At 45.4% G+C, this 14,744-nt stretch carries 17 protein-coding genes; 9 read left to right on the top strand and 8 right to left on the bottom strand.

Annotated elements, in window-relative coordinates:
- Nucleotide 1: 1 nt before the first annotated feature.
- Complete coding sequence (locus tag KJS52_RS13985) at nt 2-214, bottom strand: hypothetical protein (protein ID WP_213516222.1); 213 nt, start codon at nt 212-214, stop codon at nt 2-4.
- A gap of 233 nt (nt 215-447) precedes the next feature.
- Between KJS52_RS13985 and KJS52_RS13980 the strand changes: the two genes are divergently transcribed.
- Nucleotides 448-1,287 (top strand): sugar phosphate isomerase/epimerase family protein, encoded by an 840-nt coding sequence (locus KJS52_RS13980; protein ID WP_213516220.1) that lies wholly within the window; start codon nt 448-450, stop codon nt 1,285-1,287.
- Nucleotides 1,288-1,373: 86 nt separating this feature from the next.
- On the opposite strand, the gene KJS52_RS13975 is transcribed toward KJS52_RS13980, so the two are convergent.
- A complete protein-coding gene (locus KJS52_RS13975; protein WP_213516218.1) occupies nt 1,374-1,805 on the bottom strand; it encodes a hypothetical protein in 432 nt (143 codons plus the stop codon).
- A gap of 88 nt (nt 1,806-1,893) precedes the next feature.
- Between KJS52_RS13975 and yunB the strand changes: the two genes are divergently transcribed.
- Nucleotides 1,894-2,970, top strand: a complete 1,077-nt coding sequence (gene yunB / locus KJS52_RS13970) for a sporulation protein YunB (protein WP_246563559.1) — start codon at nt 1,894-1,896, stop codon at nt 2,968-2,970.
- 270 nt (nt 2,971-3,240) lie between these two features.
- On the opposite strand, the gene KJS52_RS13965 is transcribed toward yunB, so the two are convergent.
- A complete protein-coding gene (locus KJS52_RS13965; protein WP_213516216.1) occupies nt 3,241-4,266 on the bottom strand; it encodes a M23 family metallopeptidase in 1,026 nt (341 codons plus the stop codon).
- Nucleotides 4,267-4,440: 174 nt separating this feature from the next.
- On the opposite strand from KJS52_RS13965, the gene lipA reads away from it, so the two are divergent.
- Nucleotides 4,441-5,406: a lipoyl synthase gene (gene lipA, locus KJS52_RS13960; RefSeq protein ID WP_213516214.1), complete on the top strand. Its 966-nt coding sequence runs from the start codon at nt 4,441-4,443 to the stop codon at nt 5,404-5,406.
- A 20-nt stretch (nt 5,407-5,426) separates the two neighbouring features.
- Nucleotides 5,427-6,146 (top strand): YutD family protein, encoded by a 720-nt coding sequence (locus KJS52_RS13955; RefSeq protein ID WP_213516212.1) that lies wholly within the window; start codon nt 5,427-5,429, stop codon nt 6,144-6,146.
- Nucleotides 6,147-6,225: 79 nt separating this feature from the next.
- On the opposite strand, the gene KJS52_RS13950 is transcribed toward KJS52_RS13955, so the two are convergent.
- The gene (locus KJS52_RS13950) at nt 6,226-7,026 is read right to left on the bottom strand and encodes an NAD kinase (protein ID WP_213516210.1); all 801 of its coding nucleotides are present in this window, start codon (nt 7,024-7,026) and stop codon (nt 6,226-6,228) included.
- Between the two features lie 83 nt (nt 7,027-7,109).
- Entirely contained in the window at nt 7,110-8,189 is a 1,080-nt protein-coding gene (gene spoVV, locus KJS52_RS13945; protein ID WP_213516208.1) for a dipicolinic acid transporter SpoVV, read from the bottom strand.
- Nucleotides 8,190-8,599: 410 nt separating this feature from the next.
- Between spoVV and KJS52_RS13940 the strand changes: the two genes are divergently transcribed.
- Nucleotides 8,600-8,977, top strand: coding sequence for a globin domain-containing protein (locus tag KJS52_RS13940; protein ID WP_213516206.1), 378 nt, complete (start codon nt 8,600-8,602; stop codon nt 8,975-8,977).
- 12 nt (nt 8,978-8,989) lie between these two features.
- Nucleotides 8,990-9,679: a DUF2225 domain-containing protein gene (locus KJS52_RS13935; protein WP_213516204.1), complete on the top strand. Its 690-nt coding sequence runs from the start codon at nt 8,990-8,992 to the stop codon at nt 9,677-9,679.
- Nucleotides 9,680-9,874: 195 nt separating this feature from the next.
- Here KJS52_RS13935 and KJS52_RS13930 read toward each other — a convergent pair whose 3' ends face one another.
- Together KJS52_RS13930 and KJS52_RS27905 are read right to left on the bottom strand one after the other, a co-directional pair.
- The gene (locus tag KJS52_RS13930; protein WP_213516203.1) at nt 9,875-10,114 is read right to left on the bottom strand and encodes a hypothetical protein; all 240 of its coding nucleotides are present in this window, start codon (nt 10,112-10,114) and stop codon (nt 9,875-9,877) included.
- Entirely contained in the window at nt 10,115-10,372 is a 258-nt protein-coding gene (locus tag KJS52_RS27905; protein ID WP_213516201.1) for a YycC family protein, read from the bottom strand.
- Between the two features lie 126 nt (nt 10,373-10,498).
- Between KJS52_RS27905 and KJS52_RS13920 the strand changes: the two genes are divergently transcribed.
- Nucleotides 10,499-12,262 carry a M3 family oligoendopeptidase gene (locus KJS52_RS13920; RefSeq protein ID WP_213516199.1) on the top strand — a complete coding sequence of 588 codons (1,764 nt, stop codon included), beginning with the start codon at nt 10,499-10,501 and terminating at the stop codon, nt 12,260-12,262.
- A 32-nt stretch (nt 12,263-12,294) separates the two neighbouring features.
- The gene (gene ndk, locus KJS52_RS13915) at nt 12,295-12,696 is read left to right on the top strand and encodes a nucleoside-diphosphate kinase (RefSeq protein ID WP_246563556.1); all 402 of its coding nucleotides are present in this window, start codon (nt 12,295-12,297) and stop codon (nt 12,694-12,696) included.
- A 664-nt stretch (nt 12,697-13,360) separates the two neighbouring features.
- Here ndk and KJS52_RS13910 read toward each other — a convergent pair.
- Nucleotides 13,361-13,714 carry an Imm8 family immunity protein gene (locus tag KJS52_RS13910; protein WP_213516195.1) on the bottom strand — a complete coding sequence of 118 codons (354 nt, stop codon included), beginning with the start codon at nt 13,712-13,714 and terminating at the stop codon, nt 13,361-13,363.
- A 103-nt stretch (nt 13,715-13,817) separates the two neighbouring features.
- Between KJS52_RS13910 and KJS52_RS13905 the strand changes: the two genes are divergently transcribed.
- Nucleotides 13,818-14,315 carry a hypothetical protein gene (locus KJS52_RS13905; RefSeq protein ID WP_213516193.1) on the top strand — a complete coding sequence of 166 codons (498 nt, stop codon included), beginning with the start codon at nt 13,818-13,820 and terminating at the stop codon, nt 14,313-14,315.
- Nucleotides 14,316-14,744 lie beyond the last annotated feature (429 nt).

Genomic DNA, 14,744 nt, shown 5'->3' with positions numbered 1-14,744 from the left:
GCTACGATTTTAGCAGAAAGAACTCGCACTCGCTGCGATCATGGTACATTAGATCGCTTATATTGCTTTGTGTAATAATTTTTTGCTCATCAAAGCGGACAATGATTGCCCGATGCTCGACGATTTGATTGTGAAGAAATACGCGAATCAAGCTTTCTTTATCGACAGCGGCTTGAAAATCCGCATCCGTTTTTAATTTGCGCAGTACAGACATAGTGCCTCCTTCCAGCCATCATAGTTGAATAATAATTGTGTTAATATTGTTCTGGCTTAGCTGTTATTTGTATTATAACGTCAATTACAATCAATGAACATGCAAATATGAACAATATGAGAAAAGCGGTTCACCAGCAGCTTATGTTAAGCTGAAGCTAGCAAAAGCTTCCGGTGCATGTCTTCTCGCAAAGCTTTGCTACAATCCATAAAGATTGCAGGAGGATAAAGCTGATGAAATTTTCTGTATTTACCGTTATGATGCCTGACTGTACGCTGGAGCAAACGGTGCAGCTATTGCAGCAGGAAGGCTATGACGGAGTTGAGTGGAGATTCACGACGCCTGATCCAGCACGTGCCAATGAAGCGCCATCCTTTTGGGGCAATAATTTATCCACAGTGCCAGCAAACAGCTCGGATGAACAACTGCAGGCAGTTGCCGAGCTAACTCGTGCGCACCGTTTGCAGGTTCCTAATCTGGCTGCTTACATTGCGGAAGGCGATCTTGAAGCAACAGAACGAGCGATGAAAGCAGCAGTCATTTTGGAAGCGCCATCTATTAGAATTGCAGTGCCAGGCTATCGTGCGAATACTAACTATTGGCAGGCTTTGCAGGAAGGCAGACAGTATTTGGCCGAGGTTGAGAAGCTGAGCAAGCAATATGGGGTAAAAGGTGCAGTGGAAACACATCACGGCAATATTGCCTGCAGCGCCTCCGCTGCTAGACGACTTGTGGAGGGCTTTGATCCTGAACATATCGGAATCATTTACGATCCGGGCAATATGGTGCATGAAGGCTATGAGAGCTATCGCATGGGCCTGGAAATTCTCGGCCAGTATTTGGCGCATGTGCATGTTAAAAACGCGCGTCCTCGTCACAATGAGCAGGGCTCTCCTGCTTGGCAGGTGCAATGGAGTGCAATTGATGAAGGGCAGGCCGACTGGAAGCAGGTAATTGAAGCTCTGCATGCCATCGGCTACGACGGATGGCTCAGCATCGAGGATTTCAGCATGTCAAAATCAACGCAAGAGACGCTGAAGCATCATATGGAGTATTTGAAAAGCTTGCTTTAGCAGAGTGGTAGATATTAATTCTAGTGACTGAAGTGTGAGCGGATTAATAAAGGAAGGGCAAAGATGCAGGTTTTTGGGGGGGACCTCTAAAGCCTGCATCTTTTTTTATTGAGGTAGAGGTAGTTTAAAATGTCCGACTTTGATGACGATGTGTTGCTTCGTGGTGGATTCGACGGCGAATATGTCACGCTACCGAAGGCTTCGGTGCTCACGTAGCAAGTGCCTACGCTGCGCTCCTCGCCTTCTAGTATCGTGCCATCTTCTTGGTCCTGAAAGCCGAACATTTTAAACCTCATTGGAAGAGGTAGTTTAAAATGATCGACTTTGATGACGATGTAATTGCGGTGTAGTGGATTCGACGGCGAATATGTCACGCTACCGAAGGCTGCGGTGCTCACGTAGCAAGTGCCTACGCTACGCTCCTCGCCTTCTAGTATCGTGCCATCTTCTTGGTGGTCACGCAAGTTCATATCGACGCTAAGTTCAAGCTGCTCGTCTTTTTCGGCTTGGGCAAGCATACGTATTATTAAGAACGGTTATAGCTTGCCCTGCGTAAAGATCAGAGTAGAAGCAAGCAGAGCCAAACAAGGTGAAGGAGGTGAGACTGTGGCTAGATGGGGGCGTAGAGGACTGAGCTGGTATATTAGTCAATGGCTTGACGGGAGGGAGCAGCGCCCAACACCGTTTTCTACTGGCTGGGCAAAGCGTAAATGGCTGGAGCAGCCGAAGCCGCTCGTTCGGAAAAGCAAGCCTAGCTACGGCATGTTTAAAGCTAAAAAAACAACTCGACCCATTCGAAACCGCTCAGCAGTAGCCTTTTCAACAGAGCGAAAGGATGCCGTTCAAGGCTTCAAGCTCAACCGCTTGAGCAAGCCCGCAAATACTGGCAAGCGCAGCGTCTGGAAGCGAGTCGTCATCCTCTTTCTCATTGGCTTGCTGGCGATTATTATACCGGCCTTTGTTTTCGTGGAGAAAAACATTCGCGAGCCGCTTATGCATGTAGCGAAAATTCGTGTCAAGCAGGTAGCAACACAAGCTATTAATGGTGCGGTAACCGAACAGGTTGCCCAGCGTGTTGCTTCAGAATCATTGATTGACTGGAAAATGGACAGCAATGGAAAAATATCCGGCTTTATGCTTAATTACAATGAGCATATGCGGATTACCTCTTCAACGATTGAAACGGTGCAGGGCACGCTAACCGATTTGCAGCATATGCCGGAGCGCATTCCGTTAGGCCATGCACTCGACAGTGCGATCATTTCGACTTATGGACCTAAAATTCCCGTTTCCTTTGAGCCGCTTGGCGCCGTCAAGGTCGAGCTAAACACTAGAGAAAAAAATGCGGCGATCAATATGGTGCTCGTGGAGGTATATATTAAAGTCATTACAGAGGTTGCGATCATTATTCCATTTGATATGGAGCCTGAAATAGTGGAAACGGAAATTCCAATTTCGTATTTGCTCGTTGTAGGAGATGTGCCGATGTACTATTATGACAGCAAAGGCCAGCCTATCGGCGAATCAGCGCCACAGGCGCCGAATATCTCGGTGCCGCTTCAGCAAGGCCAGGGAGTTTCAAGTGGATCAGCCGAGCAGAAGGAAGAAGCTCATGGAACTGAAGAGGGGTTTAATGAGCTGGAGAAGCAGCAAGAAGGTAAGGGCTTGCTCATGACGCCATAGGGCTGCACAACAAATGGCAATTGCCCTCAGAGAGCTATCTCGTATAAAGCAACTGGAGACAATCTATGCTTTGAGAATGAATACAAACAAAAAGAGCGCCAGGGCGCGTCTGAAAACCCGATCAGTAGCCACTTTCATGCCTTTCGTCCTGCTTCGTTTCGTTTGCGCAGGCCGAGGCCCGCTACGCCTTCCCAAACGCGCCTTGCATGGAACGAAAATTCGGCAAAATGAGCTGTTCTTTGGAGTTCTCAGACACGCCTTAGACGATCGCTACTTGCGAAGTCGTCTGCGCTCTTCATTTTCCCAACGCTTCAAGCTTGGATATGGATCAAATGCCCATTCGATCAAGCCGCGGTCGCTATACATGCCATAATGCAAATGCGGCGGAAATTTACCAGATGTGCCTGGCTTGCCATAGCCCGAGCTGCCAACCCAGCCAATTACTTGACCAGGCTCGACGATTTGGCCGGATTGTAGCTCCTTCGTAAAGCCAGAAAGATGGGCGTAGTAATGGTAATGGTTGTTTAAATCACGGATTCCGACACGCCAGCCGCCATAACGGTTCCAGCCTTTAACCTCAATAACGCCATAGCATGTGCTGCGCACCGGAGTGCCATGTCCGGCAAAAATATCAGTTCCCTCATGAATACGGCGTCCGCCCCAGCCACGCCGAGCCCCCCAAGTATCGCGATACGAATAAGTTGAGCCAAGCGGCAGTGGGAAGGCATGCTCGAATAGATCAAGCTTGCCGTAATGCTCGTATAGCTGATGGAATTGCTCGATGCGCTTGACTGCGCGCGCATTTTGATAGTAATCCCACAAGCCGATCAAAATATTGTCTTTATTGTGTCCGTGTTGACCAACCAAATGAAGCACCGAGCTTAGCAAATCAATATCATTGCTCCGACTCGCCAACCCGTCGCCATCCCCGTCACGACCAATTCCATTAAAAAGTGTAATTGATGCAGGCTGCTCATCGGCAGTGTCAGGATTAAGCGGACCTGACCATTTTCTTTCGTCAACAAATATTCCCGTCAGTTCTCCGAGCTGCGGGCGAGCTTTGGGCTTTGCCTTGGACAACGTTCGCTCGTATTGATCAATTGCGGCTATCCATTGCCAGGGAAGCTCAGTCATGACCGATAAACTGTTGTATAGCTCGAATCTAGTTGCGAATATTTCCTCGGCGCTGCGCTGCTTTTTTTCTTCGGCGTGAGCAATTGTAGCTGCAAAGGCATAGCTTGGAAGCAGTATGATTACAATAAGCATGATTGAACGAAGCCTCGTCATGTAATCCATCCTTTCACAAAGCATTAAGCTTATTGTTCTCCGATTGCTGAAAAATATCCAACTATGCCTTCTTCTCGCGCATTAGGCACTTCTATTTTCAGAATTTATGTTATAATAAGGTCAATGTCCACCTTAAAAGTCAATGTCTTTCTAAACAAAAGTAATTGAAAGCAGGTACAGTCAATGAAACAACGTGAAAAATTGCAAAAGCCAGACTGGCTTAGAATTAAATTAACTACTGATGGAAATTATTCCGAAATCAAAGATATGATGCGTTCCAAGACATTACATACGGTTTGTGAGGAAGCGCGCTGCCCCAATATTTATGAATGCTGGTCCAATCGTACAGCTACGTTCATGATCCTGGGAGATATATGTACTCGTGCTTGCCGTTTTTGTGCAGTTAATACAGGAATGCCTACTGAGCTTGACCTGCAGGAGCCGGAGCGTGTAGCTGAAGCAGCAGAGCAGATGGATTTGAGACATTGTGTCGTAACCTCCGTTGCTCGCGATGATCTTTCAGATGGCGGAGCTTCGATTTTTGCTGCGACTATTAAAGCGATTCGCAAAAGATTGCCGTTTTGTCGGGTAGAAGTGCTTATCCCTGACTTTATGGGCAATTGGGATGCGCTTCAAATCGTGATGGATGCTAATCCAGATATATTGAACCACAACATTGAGACGGTTAGACGCTTATCTGATCGTGTTCGTGCCAAAGCGAAATATGAGCGTTCTTTGGAGCTGCTGAAGCGCGCTAAAGAAATGAAGCCTAAAATTCCTACCAAATCAAGCATTATGCTTGGAGTTGGCGAGCAATGGGATGAGATTTTGCAAGCGATGGATGACTTGCGGGCGGTTGATTGCAATATCCTGACACTAGGTCAATATTTGCAGCCAACACCGAAGCATTTGCCAATTGAACGCTATGTGCATCCTGACGAATTTGCACAGCTGAAGCAGGAAGGGTTAAAGCGTGGATTTAGACATGTTGAGTCCGGCCCGCTTGTTCGCAGCTCGTACCATGCGCATGAGCAAACGGATTCCGCATATGCCTCTATCGCCGCTGATCCCTCAAGCAAATCAGCGCTGGAAGCAACGGAACAGTCAGAAACGCCTACAACTGGCGCTTGCTCCAGTATGTTGATCTAAGCCAGGGAAGAGGTGCTGTAATGGCATTAATTCATATTGCGGGTAATACCTATGAATTAATTATTGAAAATCGAAATGGCTGGAATGTAGAAGCCTTTCGCAATCGATACAGTGAAGTATTAGAGCGTTATGATTATATTGTAGGAGATTGGGGCTACAATCAGCTTCGCTTGAAAGGCTTTTTCAAGGATGGCCATCAAAAGGCTACGAAGGATTCAACCTTCTCCTATATAACCGACTATATTAATGAGTATTGCAATTTCGGGTGTGCTTATTTTTTGCTGGAAAAAAAGCAGGGCAATGAAAGCGTTGAGCTAAGCGATGATGACATTTATATAGAGGAAGTTGAGTATACAAGAACGATTCCTGTGCCTGCAGTTAAGGAAGCGAAAACGAAATCAGCAGCTTCGGCTAGCGCAGCTGAAGAAGCTCCGGCTTCTAATCAAAAGGATAGTTCCTCGCGCGGCAAGCGGTCTGGTCAACGTGACAAGCAAAACGATCAAGCACAGGATGCTGGCAATGAGAAGCAGCGTCAGCGCAATGGTCAGAAGCAAAACGCCGCCAAGCAGCAGACATCCCAGCTCGATAATGCCGCTGCTGAAGGAAAGCAGGACAATAAGAAGGAAGGCAAGTCGAAGCGGAAAGATCATTTTTACCGTAAAGGCAATCGTTATCAGGATAAAAAAGCAAAGGCAAACAAGAATCAATCCGAGCAAATGAGCTCTGGAAGCAAATCCTAGCCTGAATCTATATAAGAAGAGGGATTGTTCAAATTGTCAGTTTGTACTGACTTTCTGGACAATCCCTCTTTGTCTTAGATTATTTTAACGAATCGACACCAATAAAGGCATTGCGTACGCGGTTCCAGAAAGGAAATGGTCGATAGCGGGCAAAGCTGACCTTTTTGGAAGCAACCTTGCACGTAATGGAAACAACATCATCGAACATTTTGCCGATATGATCAACATGGATTTGTATACGCTGCTGCTTCATGCAAATAATATCGCAGTAATGATGCTTTGGCAGCAGCACGGACGAGCCGAGTGTACGGTAGACGATGTTGTTGATTGAGGCAATCTCTGTTATTTGCAGCGATTCAATCGTTGGATGCACGATTGAGCCGCCCAAGCTTTTATTGTATGCGGTGCTGCCAGTCGGAGTGGAAATGACGATGCCGTCACCGCGAAACATTTCAAATTGCTCGCCATTAATATTGACTTGCGCCACCATCGTATTGTCAACGCCTTTAAGCGTAAACTCATTTAAGGCAAAGTAGTTATAAGTACCGGATTTGGTGACAAGCTCAATGTGGGCAAGCGGATAACGAACGATTGTCGGCTCGATCGTACTCATTTTGTCAACCAGCAATTCCAGCTCATTTGGCTTCCAGTCAGCGTAGAAGCCGAGATGGCCCGTATGGACGCCAACAAAGGAAAGCGAGTCAATTTGGTCAATGTAATGATGGTACGCTTGCAGCAGTGTTCCGTCACCGCCGATGGATAGAACGATATCAGGCTCTTGCTGATCATGCTGAAGACCTTTTGTTCCTGCTAACTCGATAAAGCGTTGCGACAATTGTTTTGATAGAGAATCTCCGCGGTCAATTACAGCATATTTCAATGTCATAAGCTCCTTTGCAATTTCCTTGTACTTATATGAGCATAGCGGAAATGAAAGCAATGTTCAAGCTTGTTGCGACTTCTTTATTGCGGTCCCAGCCAATTCCAGAGCGCATACAGCAGTGCAACGGAAATGATGGTGTGAGCGAGTCTCGCGATAAGAAATGGCGCATAACGTATGCTTGTTTGACTAAGCAGGCTGGCTACCTGGGCATGCACGGATAGACCGCCCCACGATAAGATTGCAACCGCTATTGCCGCTTGATGTTGCAACGGAAGTGCAGCTTGGCTCGCCTGCTGTGTGCCAAGCGTAACCTCAAAAACACCAGGAATGACGGCCTCGGCAACTAAGGGAGAAATTCCCAGCCATTGAAACAGCTCCTTTAAGCCAATAATAAGCGTAGACAACACTTGAGCGTCGGATAACAGCTGTAGCGTTACGGAGAAAAAGACGACAAGCCCGCCTACGACAATCATGAGACGGATTGCTGTGCTGATCGCTTGATGAAAAATGACCGAAAAGGAACGCCCGTCCAGCAGTCTTGCTTCGTGCATTGCGCGCAGAGCTTGATTCAGCAGGCTTCGTTTATAGCCGCTTGCCACGCTTTTAATTTGCAGCTTGGCCTCTTGCTCTGATGACTCGTGTCGCCAATCATGAAACCGCATAAGAATGCCAACAATAAGTGCGCCGATATAATGGGCAGCCGCCAGAACAACTGCCAGCTCGGCTTGGCCAAAAAAGCCGATCGAAACCGCACCAATTAGAAAAATAGGGTCGGATGAAGTTGTGAATGCAACAAGCCGCTCGCCTTCACGCTGATTCAGCAGTCGCTGTTCATACAATTGTGCGGTAAGCCTGGCGCCAACGGGATAGCCTGAAATATAGCCGAGCGTGACAACAAAGCCGCCAATGCCGGGAATGCGAAATAAAGGCCGCATTAAAGGATCGAGCATTTTTCCAAAGAAGTGAACAACGCCAAAGCCAAGCATTAGCTCGGAAATTACAAAAAAAGGGAACAGTGCAGGGAACAGCACTTCCCACCATATCGCGAGACCACGCAGCGCTGCAGACAATGCATGTGTCGGAAACAACAGCATAAGCAGCATTAGCACAAAGGATAATAAGGCGAGAATTGTCAACGGTTGGAGTATTTTTTTGAACATGCTTGTACGTCCTATTCTCATTATTTTGCTTGCTGCTACATGTATATGAAATAAAAAGTACAAGCATACCGTTTATTACCAACAAAAAAATTGAAGCTGCGTGTAAAATTAAATCTTAAAAGCCGCGTATTGTGATATACTATACCTATATGAAATGATGGAGTGATGACGATGAGCATTCTAACAGGTATTCTTGTATGTGCCTTTGTTTATGTAATCAGAGAAGCGGTTTCCACCCCAGCCAATTCAAAAGACTATGATTACAAGTAGAGCTCATTTTTAACGCTGCTTAGTGCTAATGCTAGGCAGCTTTTTTGTTTGCCGCTATTGTGACAATACGGTCAAGTCTCATATTGTGCTGCAATTGTTATGCTATAATAGAAGTCATACCCAGGTAGGAGTTGATCAGAATGGCCCAACAGAGTACATATGAGTTAATTGGGGGAGCAGAGACAATTCGCAAGCTGGTTGAAGCTTTTTACCCTAAAGTTCAGAGGAATCAAGAAATCGGGCATTTATTTCCAGAGGATATTACTCCGGTGATGGAGAAGCAGTATATGTTTTTGACGCAATTTTTTGGTGGACCAGCGCTTTATACCGATGCGTTTGGTCATCCGATGATGCGTGCGCGCCATTTGCCTTTTGAAATTACGGAAACGAGAGCAAAGGCATGGCTAAGCTGTATGAATGAAGCATTGGCGGAAATCGAATTGTCTGAACCACTTCGGGCGCTTGTATTGGAGAAGCTGGCAGGACCTGCATATCATTTTATTAATACAGCCGAATAGGAGTGAAACCAAGTGGATCCTTTATATCTTTCAACTGCTGAATGCCGTTGTTGTGCAGCTACTTTTAAAATTACTAGAGTTCGTCCGAGCTTCAAAAATCCATCGAAGATGGACACTGATTTTTGCGGGCATTATAAAAATGGAGTCAATCCGGATTATTATGTAATCCGTATATGCCCGCAATGCGGCTACGCCTTTTCTGAAAATGGCAAAAAGCAGCTGACAGAAGAGCAAAAGCAGCTTTATTTCAGTGAAATCGGGAAGCATTGGAATGAGCAATTTTTTCACGGCGAACGAACAGTCCAGCAGGCGCTCGTTACGTACAAGCGTGCGTTGATGATTGCCCAGCTAATTAAAGAGGATCCGCGGCTTATTGCCGGCTTTCTCCACCATATTGCATGGCTATACCGCGAGATGAAGGATGTGGAAAACGAGCAGCGTTTTCTACAGCACGCGCTTGACCAATACGTTATCGTTTACGAGCTGGAAACGAATAGCGATAAAAACGCCAAGCTGCTATATATGATTGGCGAGCTGAACAACCGGATCGGCAATTATAATGAAGCGGTGAAATGGTTCTCGCGTGTTGTCAATGATCAGTCTATTGTAGATGCAGGCATGATCAGGGAAAGCCGTGAGCGGTGGAAGGAAATTGCAGAGAAGCTGGCTGAAGCGCGTGAGCGTGAAAAGCGCAGTATGTAGAAGCCAGCCTGGCTTGGTTTGCTTTGGATTTGCTTGGTTAAAGCTTCATATTTGTTATACCCAATAAAATTGCAGTAAAGCTATAGAGAATCGAGACGTCAAAACGGGATCGCGATTCTCTGTAGCTTTTCTTACATTTAGCTGGGCAGCCATCGGTTGTAAAGGAAGCAAGTCGATGCTTGCTTGTTAACCTCGTTAGGCTTGCTTGCGCACGCTGCTGTCGGCCAGCAGGTAATCATCATCAATGTTGACGATCGTCAGCCTGGAATAGCAGCAGGGAAACACCAGCAGTTTTTTCTTGCCGCTCTGGATATCGGGAATTTCTTTTTTCTTCAATGGCAATAATACGTGCTCAGCGTTACAAAATGGACATTGCTGTACATAATAATCATTCATAATAACGTCATAAGGCAATGTATTTTCAAAAGGAATCATCTATTCAGACTCCTTTTTGCTTGTGTCGCCAGCTTGCTTGCGGTCAGCCTCATCAGTCTGCTCTTGACCAGCCTTATTTGCTTGCTCCTGGTCAGATTTGCCGGTATTCTCCTGGTCAGCCTCATCAGTTTGCCGCTTGGCCAGCTCGGCAAGCTTAGCCAGCACAATATGTCTTGGCGTGTGCACAAGCTGTTCGATTGGAATGCCTAGCTCCTTGGCAAGCTTGATCGCAGTTTCAGGTGACAATTGCTTTAGCATGGTGTTGCACCTCCAAAATCGGTATACTTATTGTTATACACTTTACAAGGCGATATGGCAATTGTTTGCTGCTGGAAGCAGCAGGTTGCCTTCCTTTCACAATTATTATAGAAAGAGGGATCAGCTATGAGCTATTCGCAGCAATGGGAGCTGGAAAGCATTTATGCCGGCGGCTCCGATTCCACACAGCTGTCAGAAGAGTTAGCGAATGTCGAGCTGCAAATTCAGAAGCTCGCTCAATCACTGCAAGCTGACAGCATTACATATGAGTCTTTACATGAGCAAGTATCATTGGTTCAAGCAGTGCTCGCAACGTTGCGGGAAGCAGAGTCCTTTGTTTCCTGTTTAATGGCGCAAAATATGTTTGACAAGCGCGCCGTTCAACTGAATGATCGACTAAAGCAGCTGAGTGCAGCCTATACCTCAGTGTTGACTCAGTTCGATCACACCATTAGTCAAATTGCCGATCAGCAATGGGAGAGATTTTTATCACAGCCAGAGCTTGAGCCAGTCGCTTATAATTTAAATGAGCGAAGAGAGCTGGCCAAGCATAAGATGGCGCCAGAACTCGAAGCATTAGCAGCTGATTTGGCGATAGATGGTTATCATGGCTGGGGCGACTTTTATAATACGGTTGTGTCCCGCATGAGCTTTAAGCTTGAGGATGGCAGCGAGCTTTCGGCAGGCCAGATGGCGAATCGGCTGGATGAAAGCGACCGCAGCAAGCGAGAGGCAGCCTTTCAGCAATGGGAGCAGGGCTGGAGCGAGCAGGCGGATCTGTGTGCCGATACGTTGAATCATCTGTCCGGTTTTCGCCTCAAATGGTACAAAAACCGCAGCTGGCATTCTTATCTTGACGAGCCGCTGCAAATGAACCGCATGAGCAAGCAGACGCTCGATGCGATGTGGCAGGCTGTAGAAAAAGGCAAGCAGCTGCTTATACCGTACTTCGAGCGCAAAGCCAAGCTGCTTGGCGTAAATAAGCTGGCATGGCATGATGTAGAAGCGCCGCTCGCGGCTTCGAGCACAACGATGAGCTTTGACGAGGCAGCTGCTTTTATAATTGAGCAATTTGGCAGCTTTAGCAAGGAGCTGGCCGACTTTGCCCGAATGGCTTTTGAAAATAGCTGGATTGAAGCGGAGGACCGCCCTGGCAAACGTCCAGGAGGCTTCTGCACTTCATTGCCAAAAAGCAAGCAGACACGGATATTTATGACCTTTTCCGGCTCCGCGTCCAACGTATCGACGCTGGCTCATGAGCTCGGCCATGCCTATCATCAGCATGTGATGAAGGATATGCCGCCGCTGACTCAGGAATACGCGATGAATGTAGCAGAGACCGCCTCCACATTTGCCGAAATGATCGTATCTGATCAGGCGCTGCTGCGCGCGCCAAGCAAGGAGGAAAAGCTGGCGCTTGTCGATGATAAAATCCAGCGGGCGATCGCCTTTTACATGAATATTCATGCCAGATTTATTTTTGAATGCAGCTTCTACGAGAGACGCGCTGAAGCGCCGCTAACTACCGAGTCCTTGAACGAGCTGATGGTGCGTGCACAGAAGCAGGCGTTTCTTGATTTGCTGTCCGATTACCATCCTCATTTCTGGGCGGCAAAGCTTCATTTTTATTTGACGGATGTACCGTTTTATAATTTCCCGTATACCTTCGGCTATTTATTTAGTGCAGGCATTTACAAGCGTGCGCTTGCGGAAGGAGAGAGCTTCCGTGCGGCGTATGATGCTTTACTGCAGGATACTGGACGCTTGATGGTGGAGGAGTTGGCGCACAAGCATCTTGGCGTTGATTTGACCAAGCCGCATTTTTGGGAGGAGGCGGCTTCGCTCGTTGCCGAGGATGTCAAGCTTTTCCTTGAATTAACCGAGCAATAGCTCAATGAAAGATCATGAAACAGGAGGAGATTATGATGGAAAGAACCTTTGTCATGATTAAGCCTGATGGCGTAAGACGCGGCTTGATCGGTAAAATTGTAACACGCTTCGAGGAAAAGGGATTTAAAATAGCGGAAGCCAGGCTGATGACGATTGATGAGCAGCTTGCCAGCGTACACTATGCGCATCTGCAATCCAAGCCGTTTTTCGGCGAGCTTGTTGAATATATTACGTCAGGACCTGTATTCGCTATGATTTTGGAGGGGCATGAGGCCGTTCGCAATGCCCGCACGCTAATCGGCTTCACCAATCCGATTGAGGCGACAGCAGGCACGATCCGCGGCGACTATGCGCTAATTGTCGATTATAATGTGATTCATGGCTCCGATTCGGTAGAAAACGCTGAGATCGAGATCGAACGCTTTTTTGGGTAGGTTAGTCAGCGCTACGGAGCAAAGCAACCTCCAGTCGCTTTTTAAATCGTGATGCTCTTATTTAAATTTTTAAGGTAGCATTACGATGTTAAAGGCGACCCACTGCGTTTTTCAGCGCTGCGGAGCAAAGCAACCTTCAGTCGCTTTTTAAATCGTAATGCTCTTATTTAAATTTTTATGGGTAGCATTACGATGTTAAAGGCGACGCACTGCGTTTTTCGGATGCTTTGCTCCTCCGCTGGGGCATTTTTTTTTGAGTATGCTACGAAGCGATTGTTGCGTACTCAAAGAAGTTGAGCTTTTGCAGCGCTGCGGAGCAAAGCAACCTTCAGTCGCTTTTTAAATCGTAATGCTCTTTATTTTAAATTTTAAGGTGGCATTACGATGTTAAAGGCGACGCACTGCGTTTTTCGGCGCTGCGGAGCAAAGCAGCCTCCAGTCGCTTTTTAAATCGTAATGCTCTTTATTTTAAATTTTAAGGTAGCATTACGATGTTAAAGGCGACGCACTAGCGTTTTTCGGATTGCTTTGCTCCTCCGCTGGGGCCCGTTCTTTACAGCTAAAAGTAAACGTGACAGACATTTCTTTCGCTGCGTGCAAAGAGGATGGTTGGAAAACCTTACGTTTTCTCGACCATCCTTTTTATTTTGGGAATTTGGCACAGTCACATTTTAGTCATGTTATAATTGTCATACTCCCATGGGAAATACTTATTTATGTTGTGTGCAACTTGTTCCCATGTCTCACCTTTTATATTTGATAAAATATCCTCAATTACTTTCTTTATGTCAGATAAAATAAATTTCTCCATAAAAATACAACCTCTACCTGAGAAGTGAAGCTCGGAGATTAATATCTCCTTTAACGCTTTGGTTGACATGACACTACAATAAAACTGATCAATGGCTTCATTTTCATGAGAGATACCAATATCTAAAACTAAAGCAATACAAAAATTATCTGAATTAGTGTCAATATCTGTGAAAATATGTATCTCTTTTAAAATTGGATGAATCAATAGAATCAGCTCCTACTCTAGTAATAATTGAAAATGTAATTTATTGGATCTCACCATTAAATCATAATTATTAATTTGAATATAATCAAATTAGGAGTCTGCAATGAAAAAAATATTTATTTTTTTATTTATTTGTATCCTTATATCTGGATGCGCAAAAACAAAAATACAGCCTGTTACTTATCAGGAGATAAATAAATTTATTGCCGACAATTATTTGCAAGCACTTGATTTCAAGTTAGTTGGAGATATTGCGATCATTCTTTTTGAAGATGAAGTGAGAACTGGTTATTATTTACTTTACAAAAACGAGGATAATACCTTAAAAAATAAATTAGCTTTTGGACTTTCAAATAGTACCAAACCCGTTATTATATATGCAACAGCTTCTGCTATCCCCTTTGTTTCGTTAATCATTAAAGATAATGATCTACTTGAATCAGCACATTCAGTTGAAGTTGTATTAGAGAGTCAAACGACAATTAAAGATCAAATTTCAAATAAAGGTATAATTATCCCTTATGATAAACAAGACTCTACGTCCTATTCAAATGTCATAATATACGACGAATACGGTAAGATGATATATTCACATAACTAACTAGATTAAAACAAAGCTACGTGAGCACCTCAAATATTTCCGCAGGTAACATGCTTATAAAGCATAATCTTTTCGCTAGCGTTCAAGATTCGCTGTCGACTAAGCAACGAAGTATTGCATCGTCATCAAAGTCGAACTTTTTGAACTATCTCTAAAAAATGGGTGACAAATATAAGAGACGGAAGCACCGTATACATGTTGTCCTTTGACAGCATGCAATGCGGTGCTTTTTTGTTGCGATTGGAGGGAGAGCGTTGAGAGGTTAAGACATCCTAATATCGAAGTGGGTGTCGGTGCTTAGTTACAGGACTTATGCAGTTCGCCCCAACAATTGTAAGAGCAAGACTTTAATAGATGAACAGTTATCATTCAAAAAAATACTTGACAAATAAAAATCGCCTAAATAATTGTGAAGGATACCTTTTTAAA

The sequence above is a fragment of the Paenibacillus montaniterrae genome, assembly GCF_018403185.1.
Lineage (GTDB): Bacteria > Bacillota > Bacilli > Paenibacillales > Paenibacillaceae > Pristimantibacillus > Pristimantibacillus montaniterrae.
Note: the sequence above shows the minus strand (reverse complement) of the source record. Positions and strands in the feature narration are given on the sequence as shown.

Bases quoted from the DNA above. Each gene is read 5' to 3' on its own strand.
- KJS52_RS13985 (WP_213516222.1), bottom strand. From the start codon at position 214: ATGTCTGTACTGCGCAAATTAAAAACGGATGCGGATTTTCAAGCCGCT.
- KJS52_RS13980 (WP_213516220.1), top strand. From the start codon at position 448: ATGAAATTTTCTGTATTTACCGTTATGATGCCTGACTGTACGCTGGAG.
- KJS52_RS13975 (WP_213516218.1), bottom strand. From the start codon at position 1,805: ATGCTTGCCCAAGCCGAAAAAGACGAGCAGCTTGAACTTAGCGTCGAT.
- KJS52_RS13965 (WP_213516216.1), bottom strand. From the start codon at position 4,266: ATGGATTACATGACGAGGCTTCGTTCAATCATGCTTATTGTAATCATA.
- lipA (WP_213516214.1), top strand. From the start codon at position 4,441: ATGAAACAACGTGAAAAATTGCAAAAGCCAGACTGGCTTAGAATTAAA.
- KJS52_RS13955 (WP_213516212.1), top strand. From the start codon at position 5,427: ATGGCATTAATTCATATTGCGGGTAATACCTATGAATTAATTATTGAA.
- spoVV (WP_213516208.1), bottom strand. From the start codon at position 8,189: ATGTTCAAAAAAATACTCCAACCGTTGACAATTCTCGCCTTATTATCC.
- KJS52_RS13940 (WP_213516206.1), top strand. From the start codon at position 8,600: ATGGCCCAACAGAGTACATATGAGTTAATTGGGGGAGCAGAGACAATT.
- KJS52_RS13930 (WP_213516203.1), bottom strand. From the start codon at position 10,114: ATGATTCCTTTTGAAAATACATTGCCTTATGACGTTATTATGAATGAT.
- KJS52_RS27905 (WP_213516201.1), bottom strand. From the start codon at position 10,372: ATGCTAAAGCAATTGTCACCTGAAACTGCGATCAAGCTTGCCAAGGAG.
- KJS52_RS13920 (WP_213516199.1), top strand. From the start codon at position 10,499: ATGAGCTATTCGCAGCAATGGGAGCTGGAAAGCATTTATGCCGGCGGC.
- ndk (WP_246563556.1), top strand. From the start codon at position 12,295: ATGATGGAAAGAACCTTTGTCATGATTAAGCCTGATGGCGTAAGACGC.
- KJS52_RS13905 (WP_213516193.1), top strand. From the start codon at position 13,818: ATGAAAAAAATATTTATTTTTTTATTTATTTGTATCCTTATATCTGGA.